Here is a 22,248-nt window from a genome sequence, read left to right on the forward strand (position 1 = left end):
CGTCCCCGGGAACTCCCTAGTCCTGTCCGTCGGCGAGCCGGGAGGCGAGTTGGTGGCGCGAGTCGACGCCGAGCTTCGGGTAGAGCCGGCCGAGATGGTATTCGACGGTCTTGACGCTGATGACGAGTTCGCGGGCCACCTGCCGGTTCGTGAGCCCGGAAGCCACCCTGCGGGCCACCGCCACCTCCTGCGGGGTGAGGAGGGCCGCCCCGCGGGTCCCGCGCTCCCCGGTCTCAAGACCGCAGGCCGCCAACTCCCTTTCGCAGCACTCCAGGTCGGGCTTGGCATCCAGCCGTACGAGAATCTCCCTGGCGGCCCGCAGCTGCTCGCCCGCCAGGGTGCGCTTGCCGGCCCGGCGCAGGAACTGTCCGTGGGCGAGGTGCAGCAACGCCCGGTCGAACGGCGCCCGGGCGTGCTCGGCATGGCTGTGAGCGGCCCGGAAGGCCTGTTCGGCCGCAGCGGCGTCGCCCCGCGCGGCCTCCAGATTTCCGCGGCTGCGGGCGGCGAGGGCCAGAGCGCCGTGATGGACACGCTCGGCCGCCAGCTCTTCGTACGGGGCCAGGGCTTCCTCGGCGCGTTTGTGTTCGCCGAGCGCCGTCCAGGCGTCGGCGAGGAGATCCGGCCAGGGAATCAGCCCCGGTTCCTCGAACGGGCCGCGCCGACCGAGTGCGAGCAGCGGTTCCAGGGCGGCGACGACTTCCTCGGGGCGCCCGCGGGCGCGGGCCAGGTAGGCCGCGGCGAGAGCCGCCTGCACCAGGGGATAGGGGTGGCCCGAGGCCGCGTACTCCCGGGTGACACGCGCGTGTCCGGCGGCTTCGGCCCAGTCTCCGCGGGCGGAGCGGACCAGCGCGGCGTTCACATGGCAGCTGAAGGCGATGTGGGGCTGGTCGGTGTCGGCTGCCAGGGACAGCGCCAGATCGCAGTGGACCATCGAGTCGTCCCAGTGGCCCGACTGGTACTCGTACCAGGCGAGTATGTTCGCGGCGATCACCCGGAACATCGCCGAGCGCGAGTGGCAGGCACCGAGGACTCCCGTCAAGTCCCGTACCGCGCCCGCCAGATCGTCGGTGTGCCCGCGCAGTACGCCCCGCCCCATCAGCTCCTCGAGTTCCGCGGGGGAGGCGACGGCGGGGTCGGCTTCCAGTCGGCCCAGCGCGGTGAGTGCCTGCGCGGCCCGGCCGCTCATCGCCTGCCCGCTGATCGCCAGAAAGCGGATCATGTCGGTGGCGGTGGAGTCGGGCGCGAGCCGCACTGCCAGTTGCGCCCATTCGGCCTGGTCGGTGCCGCGCAGCATGCTTCCGTACAGCGCGGCGAACTGGCCGGCGATCCGCGCGCCGAGCACCGGCTCAATCTCGGGCTCACAGCGTTTCCACGCATCGCACAGCAGCGCCTCGGACCGGTCCATGTCGAACAGGGTGAGCCGGCCCAGGAGGTAGCTGCGCCAGGCACTCTGGGCGAACCCCTGGATCCGTTCGACGGCTTCGGCGGTGTCGGGCACCTCGCCCGCGAGCACCCTGCATTCGACGGCCTCCAGGGTGAACTGTTCGTACGCGGCCCGGTCGGGGCTCAGCCCGGCGGCGGTGGACAGCTGTCCGGCGGCGCTCGACCAGGCCCTCTCGGAGGCGAGCCGACGGCCGAGCGCGGCCAGGTCCGCCGCCAGCGCACGATCCGGACCGGTCGCCGCACAGGCCCGATGGCGCAGGGCCAGCGACTCGTCACCGGTGAGGCCGGCGGCGCGCAGATGCAGCGCGGCCCGCCGGGCGGGGCCGAGTCGGTGGTAGACGGCGGCATGGATGAGCGGGTGCGGGAAACGCACCACGAGATCGCCCACCCGCTCGGTCAACAGCCCTGCGGACACGGCCTGTTCCAGGGCAGGCAGCGGATTGTCCTGGCCGGCGAGTTCGGCGGCCGCGTCGAGAGCGCCGTGGACACCGAGCACGCTTGCCGCGCTCACCAGGGCCTCGGTCGCGGGGGCACAGGCGGAGAGCCTGGCCAGCACGAGCGCGGTGAAGGACTTCGGCGCGGGCAGGGTGCTGCCGGAACGCTCCAGGTCGTCGAGCAGACCGAGGCCCGACTGTTCGAGCAGTGTCTGGGCGTACAGGGGGTTGCCCGCGGTGTGCGTGTGCAGCCGCGCGGCCGCCCTGGCCGTGAGCCGTCCCGTGCCCAGTCCGCGGCTGAGGAGGCCGAGTTCGGCAGGGGCCAGCCCTTCGAGTCTGATCCGCACCACGTCCGCGGCCGTGCACAGCCGGCGCAGCCCCCCCGGCAGCAGCACGTCGTGGATGTCCCGTACCACCACGATCGCGACCACCCGGTCGGCGCGCAGTCTCCGTACCGCGAAGGTCAGGGCCTGTAATGAGGGACGGTCCGCCCACTGCGCGTCGTCGACCACGACGGCCACCGTGTCCCCGCCGGGCCCCTGCGCCCTGCCGATGACCTCGACCAGCGCCGCCCCCGCCGCCGACGAGTCCACCCATCCGTCGCCGCCCGCCGGCGCGCCGGGAGCGTCGGCCAGCAACTGGCCCAACACCCCGAAGGCTAGGCCGGACTCGGCCTCGTCCCCCTCGGCGTACAGCACACGCGGCAGGCCCGCCAGGGCCATGAACCGCCGTACGAGAGCCGTCTTGCCGATGCCCGCCCTGCCCTCCACCAGCACTCGTTGCGGGACGCCCGTACGCGCCCGGTCCAGCGCCTGTTCCAGCAGTGCGAGCGCCTCAGTGCGTCCCACGAAGGGGGCATCCACGGTGCACCTCCATGCCGTCGGTCCCAGCGCATCGTCGCGGGGAAGCGACACGCCGTCCATGGCCGGGACGTCCGCGAAACCGACGGCCCCGTTCGTCCCACCTCCTACGCCGCCCACGCCTCGTACGCCTCATTCGGCGGGCCGTTCGCGGCAAGCTCAGGGTCTCGGGACGGGGTCCACGGCACGGCCGACTCGATGATCAGCGCACCCAGAGGTTCCTTCGAAATCCCGCACGATCATTCAGGCACAGGCCGCCGCGCCCATTCCTGGTCGAGGATGCCGAAGACCTCGGAGTCACGCCAGCCGTCCCGGATCAGCGCGGTGTGCCGGTGCCGGCCCTCGTGGGCCATGCCGAGCTTGCCCAGCACCCGGGCCGACGCGCCGTTGCGAGGATCGCAGGTCGCATAGATCCGGTGCAGTCCCAGCAGCTCGAACCCTGTGCCGAGAAGTTCCCCGCCGATGACTGTGCCCACGCCTCGACCCCACACCCGAGGATGCACGAGATAGGAGATCTCGCCCTGGCGGTGGGCCGGACTACGAACCTTCAGCTCGCCGATACCGACGAGTTCACCGTCGAGACAGGCCGCGTACACGAATCTCGCCTGCGGGGACCGCAACCGGGCATCCACCGCGCCTTGGACGAAGTCCCGCGTCTGTTCCTCGGTGTTCGGCCCCCACACCTGGTAGCGGCAAGCCTCCGGCAGGCCGGCGAAGGCATGAACAGCGCGCCAGTCACCGACAACGAGCTCGCGCATGGTCACCGAGGCTTTGATCACGAGGCGATCCTGTCAGCCCTGCACCACCACGATCCGCTCACCGCGAATGTCCGTCAGGTACGCGAGCATGAGCAGCCCTCGGCTCTCGGCCCGCGCACCGGGTCCCGGCCCGGCGCAGGCGACTCCCTCCAAAAAGACCAGCAATCCCCCGGCCTACAGAGCAGAAGTCACTCCCCGTGGTACAGCCGAAGCAGGTCGATCAGTTGGATCGTGTGATCGTCCTTCGCGAGGTGCCGCAGTTCGTCGGTGAAACCGGTGCCGCTGAAGCAGTACAGCCGTGTTGCCTCGGTGGCCGCGCCGCTCCTGGTCAGGAGGGAGCGGATGTGCCGGAGACGCTCCAGGTGGCCGACCCCCATCACGTCGCTCCACTTCGCTTCTCCGATGGCGAGCAGTGCTTGGCGTCCGTCATCGGTTTCGCCGTGGACGGCGACATCGACCTCATGACTGGTCCTGGCAGCGGGGTCGTTTACGGTGCCACCGGCAACCCGTGTGGCGTGTCCGCCATGAGTGCCGGGCGCCGCGTGCCAGCGGGCCCATTCCCGGCAGATCTGTTCGAAGTGCGGGCCCACGACTTTGCTGCGGAACGTGGACTGGGCGCGGCGCCATACGTCGGCCGCCCGCCCGGGTCGTTCCAGATCGCCCCAGGCCGGACGCATGACCGCGTGGTAGAAGGCCACGAGGGGCTCGGCGATGCGGTAGGCGGAGCGGTTGCGGCGAAAGGCGTCCGCCTCGTGGGTGATCATGCCGACGTCCTGGAGGACGGTCAGCGGGTGGGCGAGGTCGGTGGACTTGCGCCCCAGGTAGTCGGCGATGCCACCACGAGCGGCGTTGCCCGCGGCGATGGCGGCCAGTACGGAGTGGTAGAGCGCGGTGTCGTGGAGTTCGGGCTCTTCGGCGAGCAGGTAGCGGGCCTCCCGGAAGAGCGGACGCGCCGGGTTGAGCACGGCACGGACGACCCAGGCGTCGAAGTCGTCCGGCCCCGCCGGGGTGTCGCCCTGGGTGAACTCACGGCGGTAGGCAGGCGTGCCGCCGACGACGGCGTTGGTCAGCAGCGCGGTGCGCGGGTCGTCGATCTGCCAGAACTCTGCCGCAAGACGGAAGTCCAGTGTGGGCACCACGAGTTCGAGGCCGGCTCGGCCACGCAGCGGAGCATTGCCGGACAGTAGCTTGCCCATGAAGGACAGCGCGGAGCCGCACAGCAGCAGCCGTACGGGAGTGTTGGTGTGCTGGGCAGCGGGGTCCAGGGCGCGCTGGATGATCGAGGGCAGCGAGGGGGAGGCTTTGGCGAGGAAGGGGAACTCGTCGATGACCGCCACCCTGGGGCCGCCCTCGTCGGCGATGCGCATGAGTTCGTTGACCGCCTCGTCCCAGTGCGCGAAGCGGAACGGGGTGGGCTGGCGCCGGTACCGGGCGAGGGCCTCACCGAACTGACGCAGGGCATCGGCCTCGGTGGTCTCGGTCGCGGTGAACATGAAGCCGCCACTGGCCCGGGAGACCGCGTCGAGCAGGAACGTCTTGCCCTGACGACGACGGCCGGAGACCACCCCGAGCGTCGCCCTCGGACCGGGCAGGGCGGCAAACCGGGTCAGCTCGGCCCACTCGAACTCGCGGTCGAACATCTCGGCGGGCTTGTCCACGGCACACACCCCCGAAGTTGTATAGGTGGAGTTATTGTAACTGGGATTATTGTGTAGCACGGTGCGACCAGACCGTAGACACTGAGCCTCGCCCTGATCCTGATCCTGATCCTGATCCTGGCCCTGCCGGCGGGCGCACTCGCAGAGTCCAACCGCTCGATCACCGAGGGCGACACGATCCGTGGGCAGGCCTGCCCACTGGCGGGTCGGGCGGTACGGCCCCTGCGGCCGACGCCGGCGGAAAACCGGCACGTCAGAAAAGACAAAGAGAGAAGACACACCAATGGGTATCTACGTCTCGATCAGGGGATGGCTGGAATGCGACGAGAAACAACTCACCACCCTCCACGAGATCATCTCCTCGCACGAAGACAACCACTACACCAGCGGATGGGGCTCACCCCGCCGACACATCAACTGGACCTACTACGTCTTCTACGGCGCCGACATCCGTGAGTCGGCCCTGGACTGGTTCACCGACCAGATCGAGGAGATAGCCCGGATCCCCGCTTCCGATGACGACGGAGACCGCGTCCGGGGCCTGTTCCTTGTCAGTCACGAAATCGACGGGCCGGCCGAATGGCAGATCCGCGATGGCCAACTCTTCATCACACCTGCCGACAAGAGATACCTGTACCTCGACGAATAGCTCCACGCATTCCGACAATCCCCACACCCGGCTCCACTTCATCACGCGCCACCTCCGGGAGGGCCGTCCAACAGGTCGTCCCGGAAAGGCTCCCAGTGCCAGCCGGCCACCGGCGACCTCACGATGGGCCGCCCGCACGATCTCGTCGGCCTCCTGGATCGCCCGCTCCCGTACGGCGGGCTCGGCGCTGCCGATCGACCGCTCGGCGGTGTGCAGCCTGCGGGCGGTCTCCGGGTGCCTCTCGATCTCCACGGCTACGCCCCACCGCCGGTAGAACATCCGGATCGGTACGACGCTGTCCTCTTCCCCCGCGCGCACGAAGGCCTTCTGCAGGTCCTCGAAAAACTCGGGCAGCCGGGACGGAGCAACGGTGGCCACGGCCTGCCGCAGGTCGGGCAACGTCAGCTCGGGGCGGGGAATGAGCGGACCGCCCCCGTCCCCGTACGGCATCAATTCTCGACGCCGATGAGCGGAACGGCGACACGCGGAACGGCAGCGAGCCCCCACTCGGCCCAGACCGTCTTCCCCACGCCCTCCCGTGGACCCACGCCCCACTGCTCGGCCAGCGCCCCGACGAGCAGCAGTCCCCTCCCGAACTGGTCCTCGTCCGTCACCTCACGCGGACAGGGCATCCGCTCGGCACGCGGGTCACTGACCTCGACGCGCAGCGCGGTGGCCGTGGCGGTGAGCCGTACGCGGATGAGGCGACCTCGGATGCTCCCGTGCAGCAGGGCGTTGGTCAGCAACTCGCTGACGACGAGGGCGACATCACCGGCCAGCCCCGGATGCCCCCACTCGACGACCAGCCGGGCGGTACGGGTACGGGCGAGGGGGACGCTGCGCGGGACGGGGGTGTAGTCGAGGTGGTCTTCGTGGAGGAGGGGGTCGGACATGGGGGTGCACCTCCGGGTGCGCGGGGTCGCCGACGGGTGATCGGTCGAGCACCGAACGTAGCGAGCCATTAAGCTTGAGCGCAAGAGACTTGAAGTCAATTGGCTCCATCGTGTGACGGCGTGCCCTCCGAGGCGCGAGACTGATCTCGTGAACCGATCCGCGCCAGCAGGTAACCGAGCGTCAACTGTTCTGGGCCGCCGTCTCGGTGGCGAGTTGCTACGCCTCCGGGACGCCGCCGGAAAGACCCAGCAGCAAGCCGCCAACGTTCTCGACGCGACCAACTCGAAGATCGTGAAGATGGAGCAGGGCTTGGTGCCGATGCGTGACGTCGACATCCGGGCGCTGTGCGAGACCTATGGCATGGAGGACCCGAGAACGCTCAGTCGGCTTCTCGCCCTCGCCAAGCTCGACCGCGAGCGCCGCAAGACAAAGGGCTGGTGGCAGCACGCCCCGCAGGCCAGGGGGATCGCGGAGTACATCGCCATGGAGGACGGCGCCTCCGAGATCCGTACGTGGCAACAGTCCCTGATCCCTGGGCTGTTGCAGACCCCTGAGTACACCAGGGGAGTGGTTGTCAGTGCAGGACTGTGGCAGGACCCTGACGAGATCGAGGGCGTTGTCGATGTACGGCAGAAGCGCCAGGCCCGGCTGTCGGGGAGCAACCCGCTCCAGCTCTACGCAGTCATCGGAGAGGGCGTCCTGCGCCAACAGGTGGGCGGCCCCGAAGTCATGCGCGCCCAGTTGCGGCACCTCATCGAGGTCGCCGAACTCCCCAACGTACGCATCCAGGTACTGCCCTTCCGCGCCGGTGGTCACGCGTGCATCGGCGGATCCTTCAACATCGTCTCGTTCGCGGAAGCCGAAGCGGTTGACGTGGTCCATGTCGACAGCATCGCGGCTACCGTATGGGTCGAGAACGAGGCCGACAGCACGACGTACAGCTCGTTCTTCGACCGCACAGCAAGACTGGGCCTAGCCCCAAAGGACTCGATCAGTCTGATCGAGAACATCTGCGAGGACATGCATTGATAGGCCACTTCAGCTTCACGAAATCCAGCTACAGCACCGCCAACGGCGAGTGCGTCGAAGTCGCCCGCAACCTCCCCGGAGTCGTCGCCGTCCGCGACTCCAAGACGTTCTCCGGAACCCCCGACGCCCCCATACTCCGCCTCTCTCCCACCGCCTGGCGGGAGTTCACCGCAGCTCAGTGATCCCGGTGATCCCGGTGACGATGAGGTCGATCCCCACCAGGAACTCCTCCCGGTCGTCGTGATCGCGTAGCGGGTCCGCCACGCTCCGGGTGAACGCGTACTCCTCGGGGTCGAGGTCCGCCCAGGACTTCGCCGTTGGTTTCGCCGTTGGTCTCGGCGTCGGCGAGTTCGAGGCGGCCCCAGGTGATGAGCCGGTACTCGCCACGCACAGGAGAGTCCTGCGCGACCTGCGCCCTCAACGGGTGTAAGGATCGGCCAGCGGCAGCGGCGTCCGGGCCGCTTCCAGCGCCGGCTCCGGAAAGGCGGGGCCGGCGGTGTAGAAGCGGGCCCGGGTGCGGCCGACCGGTGTCAGGACATCGGCCGCCACGAGGTCCCGCAGGTCCCGTTGGGCCCGCTGCAGACCCAGGTCCTCCGCCCGCTCGTAGCGTGTCCGGCGTACCCGCCCCGACATCGCCACGTCATGCAGAGCGGAAACCACCCGCTCCTCCAGCCCACGGACCTCCGCGAACTCACCGAGCAGAACCCACACCCGGCTCGATCGGTCCAGGCGCCTGCGTACGGCCTGCGCCTGCTGGTGGTACGCCGTGAGGTTGAAGCGGACCCAGTCGGATACGTCCTGGTCGGGGCGGTAGGTGGCCCCCCGACGCTGCAACTCGCGGTAGTACTCCCAGGTGTTGCCGGGGCGCCCCAGCCAGGCCTCGATCGAGGAGAACTCGGGGGCCAGTTCTCCCTCTCTCGCGATCATGAGCGTTTGGAGGGACCGGGACATGCGTCCGTTCCCATCCGCCCACGGGTGGATGGAAACGAGGTGCAGATGCGCCATGGCGGCCCGTACCAGCGGGTGGCTGCCGTCGTCCGTGTTCAGCCACTCGACCAGTTCACCCGTCAACGCGGGCACATCGGCCGCGTCCGGCGCCGTGTACGCCGCGATACTAGGGTCGCGGGCGTCCGTCACGTACACCACTCCACGCCGCCACTGCCCGGCCGGCTTCCGCGGGGTGTGCCGGTGACCCTGCAGTATCCAATGCAGCGCGTTGAGCAACTCCTTGCCGTACTGGAAGTCGGCGACGTCGTGCAGCGTCTGGACGTAGGTCATCATCCGCTGGTAGGCGAGCGTCTCCTCTCGGTCCTCCTCCGAGACATCGACATCCCGCTCACCCTCCAGCAGATCCTCGACGTCGACCGTGGACACTTTGAAGCCCTCGATCGAGTTGGAGGCCGCCACCGCGTCGGCGGTCAGGAACTTGCGCAGCCCGTCGGTCCACTTCGTCGGAGTGGACCGGACCTGCAGGCGCAGCGAATGGCGAAGTTCGTCGATCTCGCCAAGGACGCGCTGATCCTGGGTGCCAAGGGGAGGCGTAGGGAAGAGCATGCCCCTCACCATAAGGTGACGCAAACATTACGTCAATGCGTCAGGGTCTCACTGCGCTCTGCTGGGCGCCCGAAAGCCCGACGCTGACGTCCGAGGCTAATCTGCACGGATGACCCCCGACCTGACCCTCCTCCCCCGCGTCTCCCATCGCGGGCAGGAAGTCACCGCGCCCCGGCTCCGCAGCCTCCTCGCGCTGCTCGCGGGCGACCTGCGTACGGGTCGCAGCATCGAGCGGCTCGTCGAAGGGCTGTGGCTGCCGGACGAGTTGCCGGAGCGGCCGGGCAAGGCACTCCAGGTCCTCGTGTCCCGGGCGCGGGCGCAGTTGGGCGCCGACGTCATCACCAGCACGCCCACCGGATACCGGCTCGCCCTCGCCGAGGAACAGGTGGACAGTTCCGCCCTGTTGCTGCACGCCGCCGCGAGCGCGGAGCGGGCCAGGGCCGGGGACCACGCGGGTTCGCTGGCCGCCGCCGAGGCCGGGCTCGCCCTGTGGGAGGGCACCCCCGATCCCGATGGGGACGACAACCCAGTGGCCGCGTTGCGCGCCGAGCGTGCCCCCGTACGCGGCGCCCTCGTCCGCGCGCGGGCGCTCGCGCTCGCCCGCCTCGGGCGCCACGCGGAGGCCGCCGGGCTGCTGGCCGTGGCCGCCTCGGAGCATCCCCGCGACGAGGAGGTGCTCGCCGAACTGCTGCGCGCCGAGGCCGCGTCGGCGGGCCCGTCCGCCGCACTGACCCGGTACGAGGCGTACCGGAGGGAGCTGCGCGACGGGCTCGGCACCGACCCCGGGGCCCAACTCAGGTCCGTACAACAGGAGTTGCTGTCCGGCGAGGCGCCGGTGGTCAGGCACGGTGTGCCGCACGAGCCGAATCCGCTGCTCGGGCGTGACGAGGACATCGCTGCGGTGGAACGGCTGTTGCGTGCCTCCCGTGCCGTCACCGTCGTCGGGCCCGGGGGCCTCGGCAAGACCCGGCTCGCGCACGCCGCGAGCCGCCGGGCCGAGCAGCGCGTGGTGTATTTCGTGCCGCTCGCCGGTGTCACGGCGGACGCGGACGTGGCCGCCGAGGTGGCCTCCGCGCTCGGCGCGGGCGAGAAGCGGCCCGGCGCGATGGGCGGCCACGACCCGGTGTCCGGCATCCTCGGCGTGCTCGGCTCCGGGCCGGCGCTGCTGGTCCTGGACAACTGCGAGCAGGTCGTCGCCGGTGCCGCCGCCCTCGTACGGGCTCTGGTCTCCTCCTCGAAGGACCTGCGCGTGCTCGCCACCAGCCGAGCCCCGCTCGGCCTGACCTCGGAGGCCGTGTACGCGCTGCCGGAGCTCCAACTCACCACCTCCGTCGAGCTGTTCACCCAGCGGGCCAGAGCCGCCCGGCCCGGTGTGGAGCTGCCGCCGGACGCGGTGGCCGAGCTGTGCCGCCACCTCGACGGGCTGCCGCTCGCCGTGGAACTGGCGGCGGCGCGGGTACGGGTGCTGTCGGTGCCGGAGATCGCCCGCCGCCTCGGCAACCGGTTCGCGCTGCTGCGCGGCGGCGCCCGGGACGTACCGGAGCGGCACCGCACACTGCACGCGGTCGTCGACTGGAGCTGGAACCTCCTCGCCGAGGAGGCCCGGGCCGCGCTGCGCCTGCTGTCCGTCTTCCCCGGCGGCTTCGCCGGCGAGGCGGCGGAGCAGGTCCTCGGCGAGGACGCCCTGTTCCTGCTGGAGCAGCTGGCCGACCAGTCGCTGCTCACCGTCGCCGAGACCCCGGCCGGTGTGCGGTTCCGGATGCTGGAGACCGTGCGGGAGTTCAGCGCGGCCCGGCGGGCGGAGGCGGGCGAGGACGAAGTGGCCGTCACCCAACTCCTTGCCTGGGCAAGGGACTTCGGGGTCGCGAACCATGACTGGTACTTCGGCTCGGCGCCGCTGGCCGTCGGGGAACGGATCAGGGCCGAGCAGGACAACCTCGTGCTGGCCCTGCGTCACGCCCTGGCCCGTACGGACGGCCCCACCATCGCCGCTCTGACCGCCGTCCTCACCGCCCTGTGGTCCACCGGCTCCAACTACGCCCGCCTCGCCGCCCTCGCCGCGGACACCGGCCCGCCGCTGTCGCACTACCGCCCCGAGCCCGAATACGTCGAAGTCGCCCGCGCCGCCGCGGTGTTGTGCACGGCGAGCCTGTTCATGGGCTACGGCCCGGTCGCCGTACGCCAGCTCGTCACCCTCCGGCGGCTGCCCCCGGCCCCGCCGGACACGCTGCTGCGGGCCATCGCGGTGGTGCTGAGCGCGATCCCCGAGATGCTGCCTCCCGACTACGACGTGCTGCGGGGGCTCTGCGACAGCGAGGAGCCGCTGCTCGCCGGCGTCGCCGAGTGCGTCGCCACGTACGTCTGGGAGGCGGAGCACGACATCGACCGCGCGCTCGCCTCGGCCGGTCGGATCATCACCGCACTGGCACCGGTCGACAACCCGTTCCTGCAGGTCCTGGGCCACGCCCGGCTGAGCGAGCTGTGCCTGCACATGGAGCGGGGCGAGTCCGCGTACGAGCATCTCAAGGCGGCGCTCGACGCGCTGCCGCGGCTCGGCGACGAGCGCGACTCCATCGGCGTTCGCGGGGGCCTCGCCCTCGCCTGTCTGCATCGTGGCGACCCCGATGAGGCCGAGTACTGGCTGCGGCAGGCGGAGGACGTCAACGCCGCGCAGCAGGACGACTACGACAGCGCCGAACTCGGCGCCCGCGCCGAGATCGCGCTCGCCCGCGGGCTGACGGAGGTCGGGCTCGGCCTGTGGCGCGGCGCCGCGGAGGGGGTGGCCGAGGCCGGCTCGACGCACGGTGACGACCCGTTCCTCGACCGGTGGGTGCTGCAGCTCCAGTCGGCGGCGGTGACGGCGCACGCGCACGCCGGCCGAGTCGAACTGGTCGCGGGGCCGGTCCACCGGCTGCGGCGGGCGCTGCGGACCCTGCTCTCCGGTCCGGCCCGCTCGCCCATGGAACTCCCCGTGTTCGGGACGGTGTTGCACGCCCTCGGCATGGCGGGGCTCGCCTCCGGCGACGACACCTCGACCGCCGTACGGATGCTGGCGCTGGCCGAACGGCTGCGGGTGCTGCGCGACTACCAGCCGACGATGTCGGCGGACCGTGCCCGCCGGGCGGCCGAGAAAGCCGACGGGGCGGCGTACGCCGACGCGGTGTCGGAGTACGCCGCCCTGGGGCGGGACGAGTTGCGGGACGCGGCCCGCGTCGTCACGGCGGTTACTTCGGGTCGCGGTTGAACGACGCCGTCGACCAGCGGTAGCCGAGCACGGTCAGGCCGACGCACCAGGCGATCGCGATCCAGCCGTTGTTGCCGATCCCGGTGCCCAGGAGCAGTCCGCGCAGGGTCTCGATGGCCGGGGTGAAGGGCTGGTACTCGGCGATCGGCTGGAACCAGCCGGGCATCGTGTCGGCCGGGATGAAGGCGCTGGAGATGAGCGGGAGAAGGATCAGCGGCGTCGCCATGTTGCTGGCCGCCTCGGGGCTCGGGCTGGCCATGCCCATCCCGACCGCGATCCAGGTGAGCGCCAGGGAGAACATCGTGAGCAGACCGATCGCCGCGATCCACTCCAGGGCCGTGGCGTCCGTCGACCGGAAGCCGATGGCCACGGCGACGACACCGACGAGGACCAGGCTGGCGAGCACCTGCAGCACGCTGCCCACGACGTGCCCGATGAGCAGCGAGCCGCGGTAGATCGCCAGCGTACGGAAGCGGGCGATGAGGCCCTCGGTCATGTCCATGGAGACGGACACCGCGGCTCCGATCACGGTGCTGCCGACCGTCATCATCAGCAGGCCCGGGACGATGTAGGCGATGTAGTCGGAGCGGTCGGCGCCTCCTCCGCCGATGCCCGCGCTCATCACGTCGCCGAAGACGTAGACGAAGAGAAGCAGCAGCATGATCGGCGTGAGCAGCAGGTTCAGCGTCATGGACGGGTAGCGGCGCACGTGCAGCAGGTTGCGGCGGAGCATCGTGGACGAGTCGCGCACGGCGAGGGAGAGGGCACTGCTCATCGGACAGACTCCTTGGACTGGCTGGGGACGGTGGAGGTGCCCGTGGTCAGGCCGGTGGCAGGGCCGGTCAGGGCGAAGAACACGTCGTCGAGGTCGGGGGTGTGGACGGTCAGTTCGTCCGCCTCGACGCCGGCCGAGTCCAGCCAGTCGAGGATGGAGCGCAGCTCGCGCTGGCTGCCGTCGCTGGGGATCTGGAGGGCGAGGGCCTCGTCGTCCCTCGTGACCTCGCGCAGGGCGGCGGCGGCCGACTGGTAGGCGACCGGGTCGGTGAAGCGGAGCCGGACGTGGCCGCCGGGGACGAGCCGCTTGAGCTCCTCGGCGCTCCCCTCGGCCGCGATCGTGCCGTCGTGCAACACGGCGATACGGTCGGCGAGTTCGTCCGCCTCCTCCAGGTACTGCGTGGTGAGGAAGACGGTCACCCCGTCGGCGACGAGCCCGCGGATGATGTCCCACATGTTGTGCCGGCTGCGCGGGTCGAGGCCGGTGGTCGGCTCGTCGAGGAAGATGATCCGCGGGTCGCCGACCAGCGTCATCGCGAGGTCGAGGCGGCGCTTCATACCGCCGGAGTAGGTGGAGGCGGGCTTCTTCGCGGCCTCGGTGAGGTCGAAGCGTTCGAGGAGTTCGGCCGCGGCGCGCCGGCCCTCCTGCCTTGACAGGTGGTGCAGGTCGGCCATGAGGAGCATGTTCTCCTCGCCGGTGATCAGGCCGTCGACCGCGGAGAACTGCCCGGTGACGCCGATCGCGGCCCGTACGGCCTGCGGGTCGGTGGCCAGGTCGTGGCCGCCGACGCTCAGGTCGCCGGCGTCGGCGGTGACGAGGGTGGAGAGGATCTTGACGGCGGTGGTCTTGCCGGCGCCGTTCGGGCCGAGGAGAGCGAAGACCGTGCCGACCGGGACCGCCAGGTCGATACCGTCGAGGACCGTCTTGTCCCCGTAGGCCTTCCGCAGCCCCTTGGCCGCGATGGCGAGTGAGTGCGATGTCGTCGATGTCATGCCGCAGAGACTGCGGCAGGGCGCATTCAGCGCGGTTTCACGACGGTTTCAGCGCCCTGGAACCGGAACGGGGCGACGAAGGAGCGATATCGACTCAGAGAGACACGGGGGGGCGCCTCCACAGGAGCTGATGCCTGGTGTGACCAGCGGCACCATCCCCCTGTGGGCGCGCTGTGGGTACGGTGGCGCTGCCGTACCGGTCGATGGTGGACGGTCGCTGCGCGTCGTCCGCGTCCGGCGCACGGCCGTGGTGGCGGTGATGTACCGGTGTCCCGCGGTCTGAGAGGCGTCACCGACCGGCGGGTTGCCCGGCATGCAATGCTTCCGAGATGGAGAAGGTGAGGGCGCAGCGTGACCAGCATGATCTCGGAAGCGGGCAATCTGCCCGTGGCCTTCACCAGCTTCGTGGGCCGACGGCACCTCATCGCCGAGATCCGTCGTATTCTCGGCCCGGCCCGGCTGCTGACGCTCACCGGCATGGGCGGGGTGGGCAAGACGCGGCTGGCGCTCGAGGCGGCCGCCGCGTCGCGAAGGGCCTTCACGGACGGGGTGTGGCTGATCGACCTTGCCCCGGTACCGGAGCCGTCGGCAGTGGCGGACGCGGCCGCGGCGGCGCTGGGCGTGCCCGACCTGGGCGCCAGGCCCGTCCTGGACCAGATCACGGGGTATCTCGCCGGGCGCCGGGCGCTGATCGTGATGGACAACTGCGAGCACCTGATCGATGCCTGCGCGGAGCTGGCCCAGACGCTGCTGTCGGCCGCTCCTGAACTACGTATTCTGGCGACGAGCCGGCAGACGCTGGGCCTCGCGGGCGAGCACGTCCTGATCGTGCCGCCGCTGTCGTTGCCGGAGGAGGCTGTCGAACTCCTGCGGGACCGGGCCACCGCCATCCGGCCGGAGTTCCGGATCACCGACCTGAACCGGGCCGAGGCCTCCCGGCTCTGTGCCGACCTGGACGGACTGCCGCTGGCGATCGAGCTGGCCGCGTCCCGGCTGCGTACGCTCACCGTCGACCAGACGGTCGCCCGGTTGCAGGATCGCTTCTCGCTGCTCACGAGTGGCAGCAGGACCGCACGACCCCGGCAGCGGACACTGCGGGCGCTGATCGACTGGAGTTACGAACTGTGCGGCCCCGCCGAGCGGCTGCTGTGGAACCGGCTGTCCATCTTCGCAGGCGGGTTCACCCTGGACGCGGCCGAGGACGTGTGCGCAGGGGAGGGCATCGACCGGCGCGAGGTGGTGGACCTCCTGGACCGGCTGGTCGGCCAGTCCATCGTGCTGGCCATCGAGCAGGAAGGCCTGCCGCGTTACCGGCTGCTGGAGACCATCCGCCACTACGGCAGGCAGCGGCTCGCCGAGTCCGGCGAAGAACAGCGGCTGCTGCGGGGTCACCGCGACTTCTTCCTCGCCCTCGCCGAACGCGGCGCCGACAGTTGGTACGGCCCGGGTCAGCAGGAAATCCTGGCCCGGCTGCGCGCCGACCACAGTAATCTGCTCGCGGCACTGGATCACGGTGGCGACCCGCAGGCCGAGCTGGCGCTGGCCGCGGCGCTGCGTTTCCACTGGTGCGTCGACGGCTTCCTCGGCGAGGGGCGCCGTCGGCTCGACAGTGCGCTCGCCGCCGCGCCCGAGCCCACCCCGGCCAGGGCCCAGGCGCTGTGGGTCGCCGGCTGGGTGGCACTGCTGCAGGGCGATCTCGGCGCGGCCGACCAGTGGCTGAGCGAGACCGACGAGCTGGGCGAACAGCTGGACGATCCGGCGGTACGGGCGGACGTCCAGGGCTTCCGGGGGACGTTGGCGCTGTTCCGGGGGCACATGGAGGAGGCCGTGTCCCTTTTCGAGGGCGCGGTGGCCGCTCAGACGGCGCTGGGGAAGGAAGCCGCCACGGTCTTCTGGCTGTTCCAGCTCGCGAACGCCCAGGGCCACCTCGGTGACCCGCGCAGGGCCGAGACCGCCAGACACGCGGTCGCCGTCGCACAGGCCCACGACGAGGGCTTGTGCCGCACGTACGCGCTGTGGGTACTGGGCCTTGACGCCTGGGTGCGCGGCGACCTGGACACGGCCACGGAGCTGACCCGTGCCGGGCTGGAGATCCAGCGGGGCTTCAACGACTACGTCGGGGCCACGCTGCTGTTGGAGCTGCTCGCCTGGATCAGCGCCGCCAAGGACGACCACGAGCGGGCGGGACGACTGCTGGGCACGGTGCAGACCCTGTGGCGGTACGCCGGCACAAGGCTTTCCGTGTTCGGCCCCGATCTGGCCGAGCACCATGCGCGCTGCGAGGAAGCGGTCGCCGGGGCCCTGGGGCCGGCAGCGTACGCGAAGGCTCTCACGGAGGGCAGCCGCCTGGACGGCCCCGGCCGTGGCATCGCCTTCGCCCTTGCCGCAGGCGTCGAACCGGCCGCCGCCGCGGCCCCGAGCCCGCTGACCCACCGGGAACTGCAGGTGGCCTCGCTGGTGGCCCAGGGCATGACCAACCGGCAGATCGCCGCCGCGCTCGTGCTCTCCCCGCGCACGGTCGGCGGCCACGTCGACCACATCATGGCGAAGCTCGGCTATGGCCGCCGTGCCCAGATCGCGTCCTGGTGGGCGGCGAACCAGGTACCTGACCCGTCCGAATGACGCATGCGCGGGGGCTACCCCCGCTGTGATCCTTGCCGTCATGGACGCCCCAGCACGGCGGACATGACGGACGGGTGACATGGGCCTGCCGAACACACCAGCAGTCCGATCGTGACTCCATCCGGTACACGCATACCCGCAACACCTTGGCGGCTTTTCGTGACCGCTTCGAAGAAGCCGGTCTCAGTAAAAGCCGACCTCGAGCCGGTATGCACCTCGTACTCTCCTCATTCAGCCCGGAGGACACATGTTGAAGCGAACCGCAGTGCATGCACGCGGAAAGACGAGATCCAGAAAAGGGAAGCGTGCTTTCTCTGCTTTCTTCGCGGTTGCCATCGCGATAGCGCTGCTCCAAGCGCTCCTGTCGATGACATCGGCCCCATCGGCACAGGCTGTATCGATCACCGAATGCCCGGGAGGTTCCAGTTCGGGCGAAGGGTCGTCTTCCTGCCCCAACCTGGAAAACGAAGATCTTGTCACCCAGAGGCGCCTCCCATCTCGGCTGTATCGCGGAGACTCCCGCCTGCCGAACGACATCTTCCGCCAAGGCTTCACCTCATGGGGGAGCAATGACGACATAGTCTCGCACGTCCAAGGCGACAGGAATTACAACAGCAACTACATCCCGACAACAGGAACGCTATCCCTTTCGGAGTCGTTCGCGCGAAATGGTGGACTACTCCGCCTGAATTCCTTGGCGGCGCAACCACGCTGTTCGACCGGGCGGTTGGCCTTCTACGCGCTCATTCCAGTGCTCGGGCAATTGCTGACCGAGAGCTGCATCTCCGGCCAGGTCACCTCGGAGGCCTTCGTCTACGTCATCGATCCCGTGTGGGCGAGGAACGCGCTGTACGTCCCCGATCAGATCCGAGGGAATGCGGCCCTTCACAGCCGCTACGCCTACCAGGACGAATGGGCCTATGTTCACCGGATTCCGCGAGAGGCGATCACTGGCGTCCGCATCTACCGAATGACGGGGCACGCCAATAACCGCGAGATAGATCCTCGGACCGTCACCTTCACCTACAGTCGTTTCGTCGGGAATCCTTTGCACGCGCAGGCGCAAATCCTCTACAACCCGGAAACCGATCTGGGTTCTAACTTCGGGTTCCATACGAACCTGAACATCCCCGCCCTGCCCACGAACCCGTTCACCCGCGGCTGTTCGACGATAAACTTCTGCCGAAACTGACCTTGGAATTCCGCAAGAATTCCGTTCGGCGGCATCCCGTTCACCCTGCACCAGCTGAATCCGCCGCGCTTCAGGTTCGCCCGCCCGGCCGCCTGACCGAGCCCCGCAGGCGCAGGCCGCCCCAGGCGTTCTCCGCGCCGCCCCTTCTCGACGAACACGGGCCGGCGCCAGTGCACCACGGTCGCTCGAAACAAGCCGATCGCCGATGAGGAGTGAAAGCACTCCCGTTGCCCACCCCGGCAGAATCCGCCGGCGAAGCCATTGGGCTCACCCCGACACGAAAGGCAACACATGCTGAAGAACAACGAGCCGGGGGTGAGAACCCGGACGGCCACCTCGCCCATGCGACGGATGCGGACCGGTCTCGTCGCCGCTTGCTCCCTCGCGCTGGTCGCCACCGGCGGGCTGCTGACGACCGCTCCCACGGCGCAGGCCGACATCACCGACGGCCTGATGTTGCGATACAAGCTGGACGAATCCGGCGGCACGGTCGCCCATGACTCCTCGGGCCACGGCCTTGACGGCACGGTCAACGGCACCGCCGACCTGGGTGGTGCCGAGGGGCTGGGCTTCAACGGCTCCGACACCTACGTCAAGATGCCGAACAACATCATGGCCGGGCTGAACTCGATCAGCGTCGACTTCGACGTGTGGGTCGACAACGCCCTGACCAAGCCGTACTTCTTCTACGGACTCGGCAACACCAACGCCACCAACGGCAACGGCTACCTGTTCACCACCGGCGACACCTTCCGCACCTCCGTCTCCCTCACCGACTACACGGCGAAGAAGGACATCCAGCCCTCGAGCGGCACCTACACACTGCCGCACGGCGCGTGGGAGCACGTCACGTACACCCAGACCGGCACCACCGGCATCCTCTACGAGGACGGGGTGGAGAAGGCCCGCAACACCAACGTCACCATCACCCCGGGCTCGATCGGCAACGGAACAACCACCGCGAACTACCTCGGCCGATCCCTCTACGCCAACGACAAGTACTTCAAGGGCCGGATGCGCGACTTCCGCGTCTACAACAAGGCACTGTCCCCGGCCGAGGTCGAGGACAGGGCCAACGAACCCGCGGAGCAGTGGGAGCAACTGCAGGCCCTGGCCAACTACAACAACGCGCTCGCGGCGTTCGAGGACCCCAACATCGGCCCGGTCCTCATCTTCCCGTCCGACTACACCGGCGACATCGACGACATCCAGCGGCCGCCGGACTGGACCGACTCCTCCGGGCTGACACCGACGCTCTGGCCCACCCCCACCACCGCGAAGAGCCCACAGTTCACGGCCGATCAGATCACCGTCCTGCAGGACGCGGTCTACGCCGCGGTACAGCCCGACGGCGACACGACGTACACCTTGGCCGTCCACTACGACGGGATGAGCGACCGGGTGATCGCGCAGACCAACGCTCCGTCATCGGTCACCGACCCCCTGGCCACCCAGTACGACGGCCAACTCGTGATCGACAGGTCCACGGACGTCCCTCCCGCACCGCCCGCGTGCCGGCCGGCGCAAGCCGGCACCACCCAGGGACTGCTGCTGGACTACAAGCTGGACGAGCCCGTCGGTGAGATCGCCCACGACTCCTCGGGCAACGGCCGCGACGGTTGGATCAACAACGCCGCCGACCTGGGTGGTGCCGAGGGGCTGGGCTTCAACGGCTCCGACACCTACGTCAAGATGCCGGACAACATCATGAAGGGGCTGAACTCGATCAGCGTCGACTTCGACGTGTGGGTCGACAACGCCCTGACCAAGCCGTACTTCTTCTACGGACTCGGCAACACCAACGCCACCAACGGCAACGGCTACCTGTTCACCACCGGCGACACCTTCCGCACCTCCGTCTCCCTCACCGACTACACGGCGAAGAAGGACATCCAGCCCTCGAGCGGCACCTACACACTGCCGCACGGCGCGTGGGAGCACGTCACGTACACCCAGACCGGCACCACCGGCATCCTCTACGAGGACGGGGTGGAGAAGGCCCGCAACACCAACGTCACCATCACCCCGGGCTCGATCGGCAACGGAACAACCACCGCGAACTACCTCGGCCGATCCCTCTACGCCAACGACAAGTACTTCAAGGGCCGGATGCGCGACTTCCGCGTCTACGACCACGCCCTGACCCCGCCGCAGGTCCAGGACAGGGCCGACGAGCCCGCGAAGCACATGGAGCAGCTGCAGGAGCTGGCCAACTACAACTGCGCGATCTCGTACTTCGACGACCCCGACGTAGGGCCGGTGATCACCTACCCGTCCGACTACACCGGAGACCTCTCCGTGCAGACGCCGACCGACTGGACCGACTCCTCCGGGCAGACACCGACGAGTTGGCCCCAGCTCTACATCGCGAAGAGCCAGCAGTTCACCGCCGCCGAGATCAAGAAGGTCACCGAGGCGGTCTACCAGGCGATCGAACCCGACGGCGACACGACATACGGACTGGTGGTCACCTACAACGGGCCGACCGACAAGATGATGGTGGTCACCAACGCTCCGGCCTCGGTCACCGACCCGCTGATGAGTGCCTACCCGGGCAAGATCCTCCTCCAGGGACCGCCAGCCTGAAAGGCGATCCGGATCAGCTGAGATCAGGGAGGGGCCCGGGTCACCCGGGCCCCTCCTGGAGTCGGATCCAGTGAGGTGCGGGGTTCTGGGCCATCGAAGGTGCCATGCCCGCGGCCTTCCGTACGTCGGCCGCGCCCCGACCGGTGCCGGCCAAGGCCGGTGGCGATCTCGTCCAGGGACTCGAACACCGCTCACTCGACCCCGGCGGCACCACCAGACAGCGCCAGACACCGAACAGCGCCCACCGCACACCGGCTTTCGCCCTCCGCCCGCCCAGAGGGCGACCGCTCAAGCGGTCCGCGCCGTCCCCGTCCCCTTCTCCGCGTCCAGCGCGTACACGCACCGGTCCTTGCTGCACGCGTACACCACGCCGTCCTTGACCACGGGGGCACCGGTGATCTCGCCGCCGGTCGCCAGCTTCCACCTCAGGCGGCCGTCGTCGGCCTTCAGGGTATAGAGGAGGTGGTCCGTCGAGCCGAAGTGGATGCGGCCCTCGGCCACCGCCGGGGCGCCGACGATGTCGCCGCCCGCCTGGAAGCGCCACTTGGGGGTGCCGGTGACCGCATCGAGCGTGTAGAGGCCCTTGCCGCTGCCGACGTGCACATGGCCGGCCGCCACCAGTACCGGTTCGACCGAGGCGCGCGACTCCGTCGCGATCCGCCATCTGTCCCGTCCGTCGGCGGCGTCGAGGGCGTAGACCGTGCCGAGGTAGTCGGCGAGGTAGATGCCGCCGCCCGTGACCGCCGGGCCGGGCGCGAAGGTGGGCGGCGAGAGGAAGACCGCGGGGGCCTCGAAATGCCAGCGGACGTGGCCGCCCGCGACGTCGATCGCCAGGACGCGGGTGCCAGCGGAGACGTACACCTGGCCGTCGGGGCCCGAGGTCAGCCGTACCGGGACTCCGCCGCAGGAGGCGGCGTCGCCGATCGGGTAGGACCAGCGCTCGTCACCCGTACGGGCCTCCAGGGCGCGCAGCCGCGCGTCCTGCCACACGAAGACCGTGCCCTCGTGGACGTGGGGGCCGGCCTCCGGGGACTCGAAGTCCGTCTGGGCGCCGGCGTGCTCCCACAGCTTCTGGCCGGTCGCCGCGTCCCAGCCCTGTACGCCGCCGCCGCGCGTACCGGTGACGACCGTGCCCCGGTCGGCCTTCAGGGAGTACACCCAGGCGTCCGTGGACAGCCGCCACAGATCCATGCCCTCGCGGGCGTCGAGGGCGAAGAGGGTCGGGCCGTCGGAGGCGTGGATACGGCCGTCCGCGACCGCCATCGACCAGGCGACGTCCCTCGTCTTGAAGCGGCGGCGGCCCGTCATCACGTCGAGGGCGTGCACCTCGAAGGAGGTGACGTAGACCAGGTCTCCGGCGACGGCCGGTTTGCCCCAGACATCGTTCGACATACGGAAACGCCAGGGCCGCCAGCCCGCAGGAGACTCCGGGGGCAGCTGCGGCGCGACCGGCACGGGGTTGGGGTCGGCGCCGTTGACGCCGGGACGCGGACGCGACCAGGAGGCCGCGAGGCCGGCCGCCGGAGGGGGCGTCTCGACGGCGTCGGCGAGGGCGTCG

General features: G+C 69.8%; 17 protein-coding genes. 8 read left to right on the plus strand and 9 right to left on the minus strand.

Going from position 1 to position 22,248, the window contains the following annotated elements:
- Positions 1-16: 16 nt before the first annotated feature.
- The 3 genes from G3I71_RS12150 to G3I71_RS12160 all read right to left on the minus strand — a co-directional run bounded on the left by G3I71_RS12150 (position 17) and on the right by G3I71_RS12160 (position 5,135).
- A complete protein-coding gene (locus G3I71_RS12150) occupies positions 17-2,725 on the minus strand; it encodes an AAA family ATPase (protein WP_343242938.1) in 2,709 nt (902 codons plus the stop codon).
- A gap of 251 nt (positions 2,726-2,976) precedes the next feature.
- Positions 2,977-3,516 carry a GNAT family protein gene (locus G3I71_RS12155; RefSeq protein WP_343242939.1) on the minus strand — a complete coding sequence of 180 codons (540 nt, stop codon included), beginning with the start codon at positions 3,514-3,516 and terminating at the stop codon, positions 2,977-2,979.
- Between the two features lie 167 nt (positions 3,517-3,683).
- Positions 3,684-5,135 carry an ATP-binding protein gene (locus G3I71_RS12160; protein WP_203730048.1) on the minus strand — a complete coding sequence of 484 codons (1,452 nt, stop codon included), beginning with the start codon at positions 5,133-5,135 and terminating at the stop codon, positions 3,684-3,686.
- 301 nt (positions 5,136-5,436) lie between these two features.
- On the opposite strand from G3I71_RS12160, the gene G3I71_RS12165 reads away from it, so the two are divergent.
- Positions 5,437-5,802 (plus strand): hypothetical protein, encoded by a 366-nt coding sequence (locus G3I71_RS12165; protein WP_164313982.1) that lies wholly within the window; start codon positions 5,437-5,439, stop codon positions 5,800-5,802.
- 449 nt (positions 5,803-6,251) lie between these two features.
- Here the strand turns inward: G3I71_RS12165 and G3I71_RS12170 are convergent, their stop codons facing one another.
- The gene (locus G3I71_RS12170) at positions 6,252-6,695 is read right to left on the minus strand and encodes an ATP-binding protein (RefSeq protein WP_164313983.1); all 444 of its coding nucleotides are present in this window, start codon (positions 6,693-6,695) and stop codon (positions 6,252-6,254) included.
- Between the two features lie 148 nt (positions 6,696-6,843).
- On the opposite strand from G3I71_RS12170, the gene G3I71_RS12175 reads away from it, so the two are divergent.
- Entirely contained in the window at positions 6,844-7,725 is an 882-nt protein-coding gene (locus tag G3I71_RS12175) for a helix-turn-helix transcriptional regulator (protein WP_343242940.1), read from the plus strand.
- Positions 7,725-7,907: a DUF397 domain-containing protein gene (locus G3I71_RS12180; RefSeq protein ID WP_164314031.1), complete on the plus strand. Its 183-nt coding sequence runs from the start codon at positions 7,725-7,727 to the stop codon at positions 7,905-7,907. The genes G3I71_RS12175 and G3I71_RS12180 overlap by 1 nt, the downstream gene beginning before the upstream one ends.
- Here the strand turns inward: G3I71_RS12180 and G3I71_RS12185 are convergent.
- A complete protein-coding gene (locus G3I71_RS12185) occupies positions 7,891-8,112 on the minus strand; it encodes a hypothetical protein (RefSeq protein WP_239149090.1) in 222 nt (73 codons plus the stop codon). The genes G3I71_RS12180 and G3I71_RS12185 overlap by 17 nt on opposite strands.
- A 30-nt stretch (positions 8,113-8,142) precedes the next feature.
- Positions 8,143-9,279: a Fic family protein gene (locus tag G3I71_RS12190; RefSeq protein ID WP_164313984.1), complete on the minus strand. Its 1,137-nt coding sequence runs from the start codon at positions 9,277-9,279 to the stop codon at positions 8,143-8,145.
- A 109-nt stretch (positions 9,280-9,388) separates the two neighbouring features.
- Here G3I71_RS12190 and G3I71_RS12195 point away from each other — a divergent pair, with 109 nt between their 5' ends.
- Positions 9,389-12,523, plus strand: coding sequence for a BTAD domain-containing putative transcriptional regulator (locus G3I71_RS12195; RefSeq protein WP_164313985.1), 3,135 nt, complete (start codon positions 9,389-9,391; stop codon positions 12,521-12,523).
- Here the strand turns inward: G3I71_RS12195 and G3I71_RS12200 are convergent.
- A complete protein-coding gene (locus G3I71_RS12200) occupies positions 12,504-13,298 on the minus strand; it encodes an ABC transporter permease (RefSeq protein ID WP_164313986.1) in 795 nt (264 codons plus the stop codon). The genes G3I71_RS12195 and G3I71_RS12200 overlap by 20 nt on opposite strands.
- Positions 13,295-14,290, minus strand: coding sequence for an ATP-binding cassette domain-containing protein (locus G3I71_RS12205; protein ID WP_164313987.1), 996 nt, complete (start codon positions 14,288-14,290; stop codon positions 13,295-13,297). Before G3I71_RS12205 ends, G3I71_RS12200 begins: the two co-directional genes overlap by 4 nt.
- A gap of 130 nt (positions 14,291-14,420) precedes the next feature.
- On the opposite strand from G3I71_RS12205, the gene G3I71_RS12210 reads away from it, so the two are divergent.
- The 4 genes from G3I71_RS12210 to G3I71_RS12225 all read left to right on the plus strand — a co-directional run bounded on the left by G3I71_RS12210 (position 14,421) and on the right by G3I71_RS12225 (position 20,690).
- Positions 14,421-14,573 carry a hypothetical protein gene (locus G3I71_RS12210; protein WP_164313988.1) on the plus strand — a complete coding sequence of 51 codons (153 nt, stop codon included), beginning with the start codon at positions 14,421-14,423 and terminating at the stop codon, positions 14,571-14,573.
- 77 nt (positions 14,574-14,650) lie between these two features.
- A complete protein-coding gene (locus tag G3I71_RS12215) occupies positions 14,651-16,912 on the plus strand; it encodes a LuxR C-terminal-related transcriptional regulator (RefSeq protein WP_164314032.1) in 2,262 nt (753 codons plus the stop codon).
- A gap of 247 nt (positions 16,913-17,159) precedes the next feature.
- Complete coding sequence (locus tag G3I71_RS12220; RefSeq protein WP_164313989.1) at positions 17,160-18,104, plus strand: hypothetical protein; 945 nt, start codon at positions 17,160-17,162, stop codon at positions 18,102-18,104.
- Between the two features lie 291 nt (positions 18,105-18,395).
- Entirely contained in the window at positions 18,396-20,690 is a 2,295-nt protein-coding gene (locus G3I71_RS12225) for a LamG domain-containing protein (RefSeq protein WP_164313990.1), read from the plus strand.
- A gap of 288 nt (positions 20,691-20,978) precedes the next feature.
- On the opposite strand, the gene G3I71_RS12230 is transcribed toward G3I71_RS12225, so the two are convergent.
- Positions 20,979-22,248: PQQ-binding-like beta-propeller repeat protein (locus G3I71_RS12230; protein ID WP_164313991.1), on the minus strand; the 1,270-nt coding region annotated here is incomplete at its 5' end.

Origin of the sequence: Streptomyces sp. SID12501 (assembly GCF_010550245.1) — a bacterium.
Taxonomy (GTDB): domain Bacteria; phylum Actinomycetota; class Actinomycetes; order Streptomycetales; family Streptomycetaceae; genus Streptomyces.

Bases quoted from the DNA above. Each gene is read 5' to 3' on its own strand.
- G3I71_RS12160 (WP_203730048.1), bottom strand. From the start codon at position 5,135: ATGTTCGACCGCGAGTTCGAGTGGGCCGAGCTGACCCGGTTTGCCGCC.
- G3I71_RS12165 (WP_164313982.1), top strand. From the start codon at position 5,437: ATGGGTATCTACGTCTCGATCAGGGGATGGCTGGAATGCGACGAGAAA.
- G3I71_RS12170 (WP_164313983.1), bottom strand. From the start codon at position 6,695: ATGTCCGACCCCCTCCTCCACGAAGACCACCTCGACTACACCCCCGTC.
- G3I71_RS12190 (WP_164313984.1), bottom strand. From the start codon at position 9,279: ATGCTCTTCCCTACGCCTCCCCTTGGCACCCAGGATCAGCGCGTCCTT.
- G3I71_RS12195 (WP_164313985.1), top strand. From the start codon at position 9,389: ATGACCCCCGACCTGACCCTCCTCCCCCGCGTCTCCCATCGCGGGCAG.
- G3I71_RS12200 (WP_164313986.1), bottom strand. From the start codon at position 13,298: ATGAGCAGTGCCCTCTCCCTCGCCGTGCGCGACTCGTCCACGATGCTC.
- G3I71_RS12205 (WP_164313987.1), bottom strand. From the start codon at position 14,290: ATGACATCGACGACATCGCACTCACTCGCCATCGCGGCCAAGGGGCTG.
- G3I71_RS12210 (WP_164313988.1), top strand. From the start codon at position 14,421: ATGCCTGGTGTGACCAGCGGCACCATCCCCCTGTGGGCGCGCTGTGGG.
- G3I71_RS12215 (WP_164314032.1), top strand. From the start codon at position 14,651: ATGATCTCGGAAGCGGGCAATCTGCCCGTGGCCTTCACCAGCTTCGTG.
- G3I71_RS12220 (WP_164313989.1), top strand. From the start codon at position 17,160: ATGTTGAAGCGAACCGCAGTGCATGCACGCGGAAAGACGAGATCCAGA.
- G3I71_RS12225 (WP_164313990.1), top strand. From the start codon at position 18,396: ATGCTGAAGAACAACGAGCCGGGGGTGAGAACCCGGACGGCCACCTCG.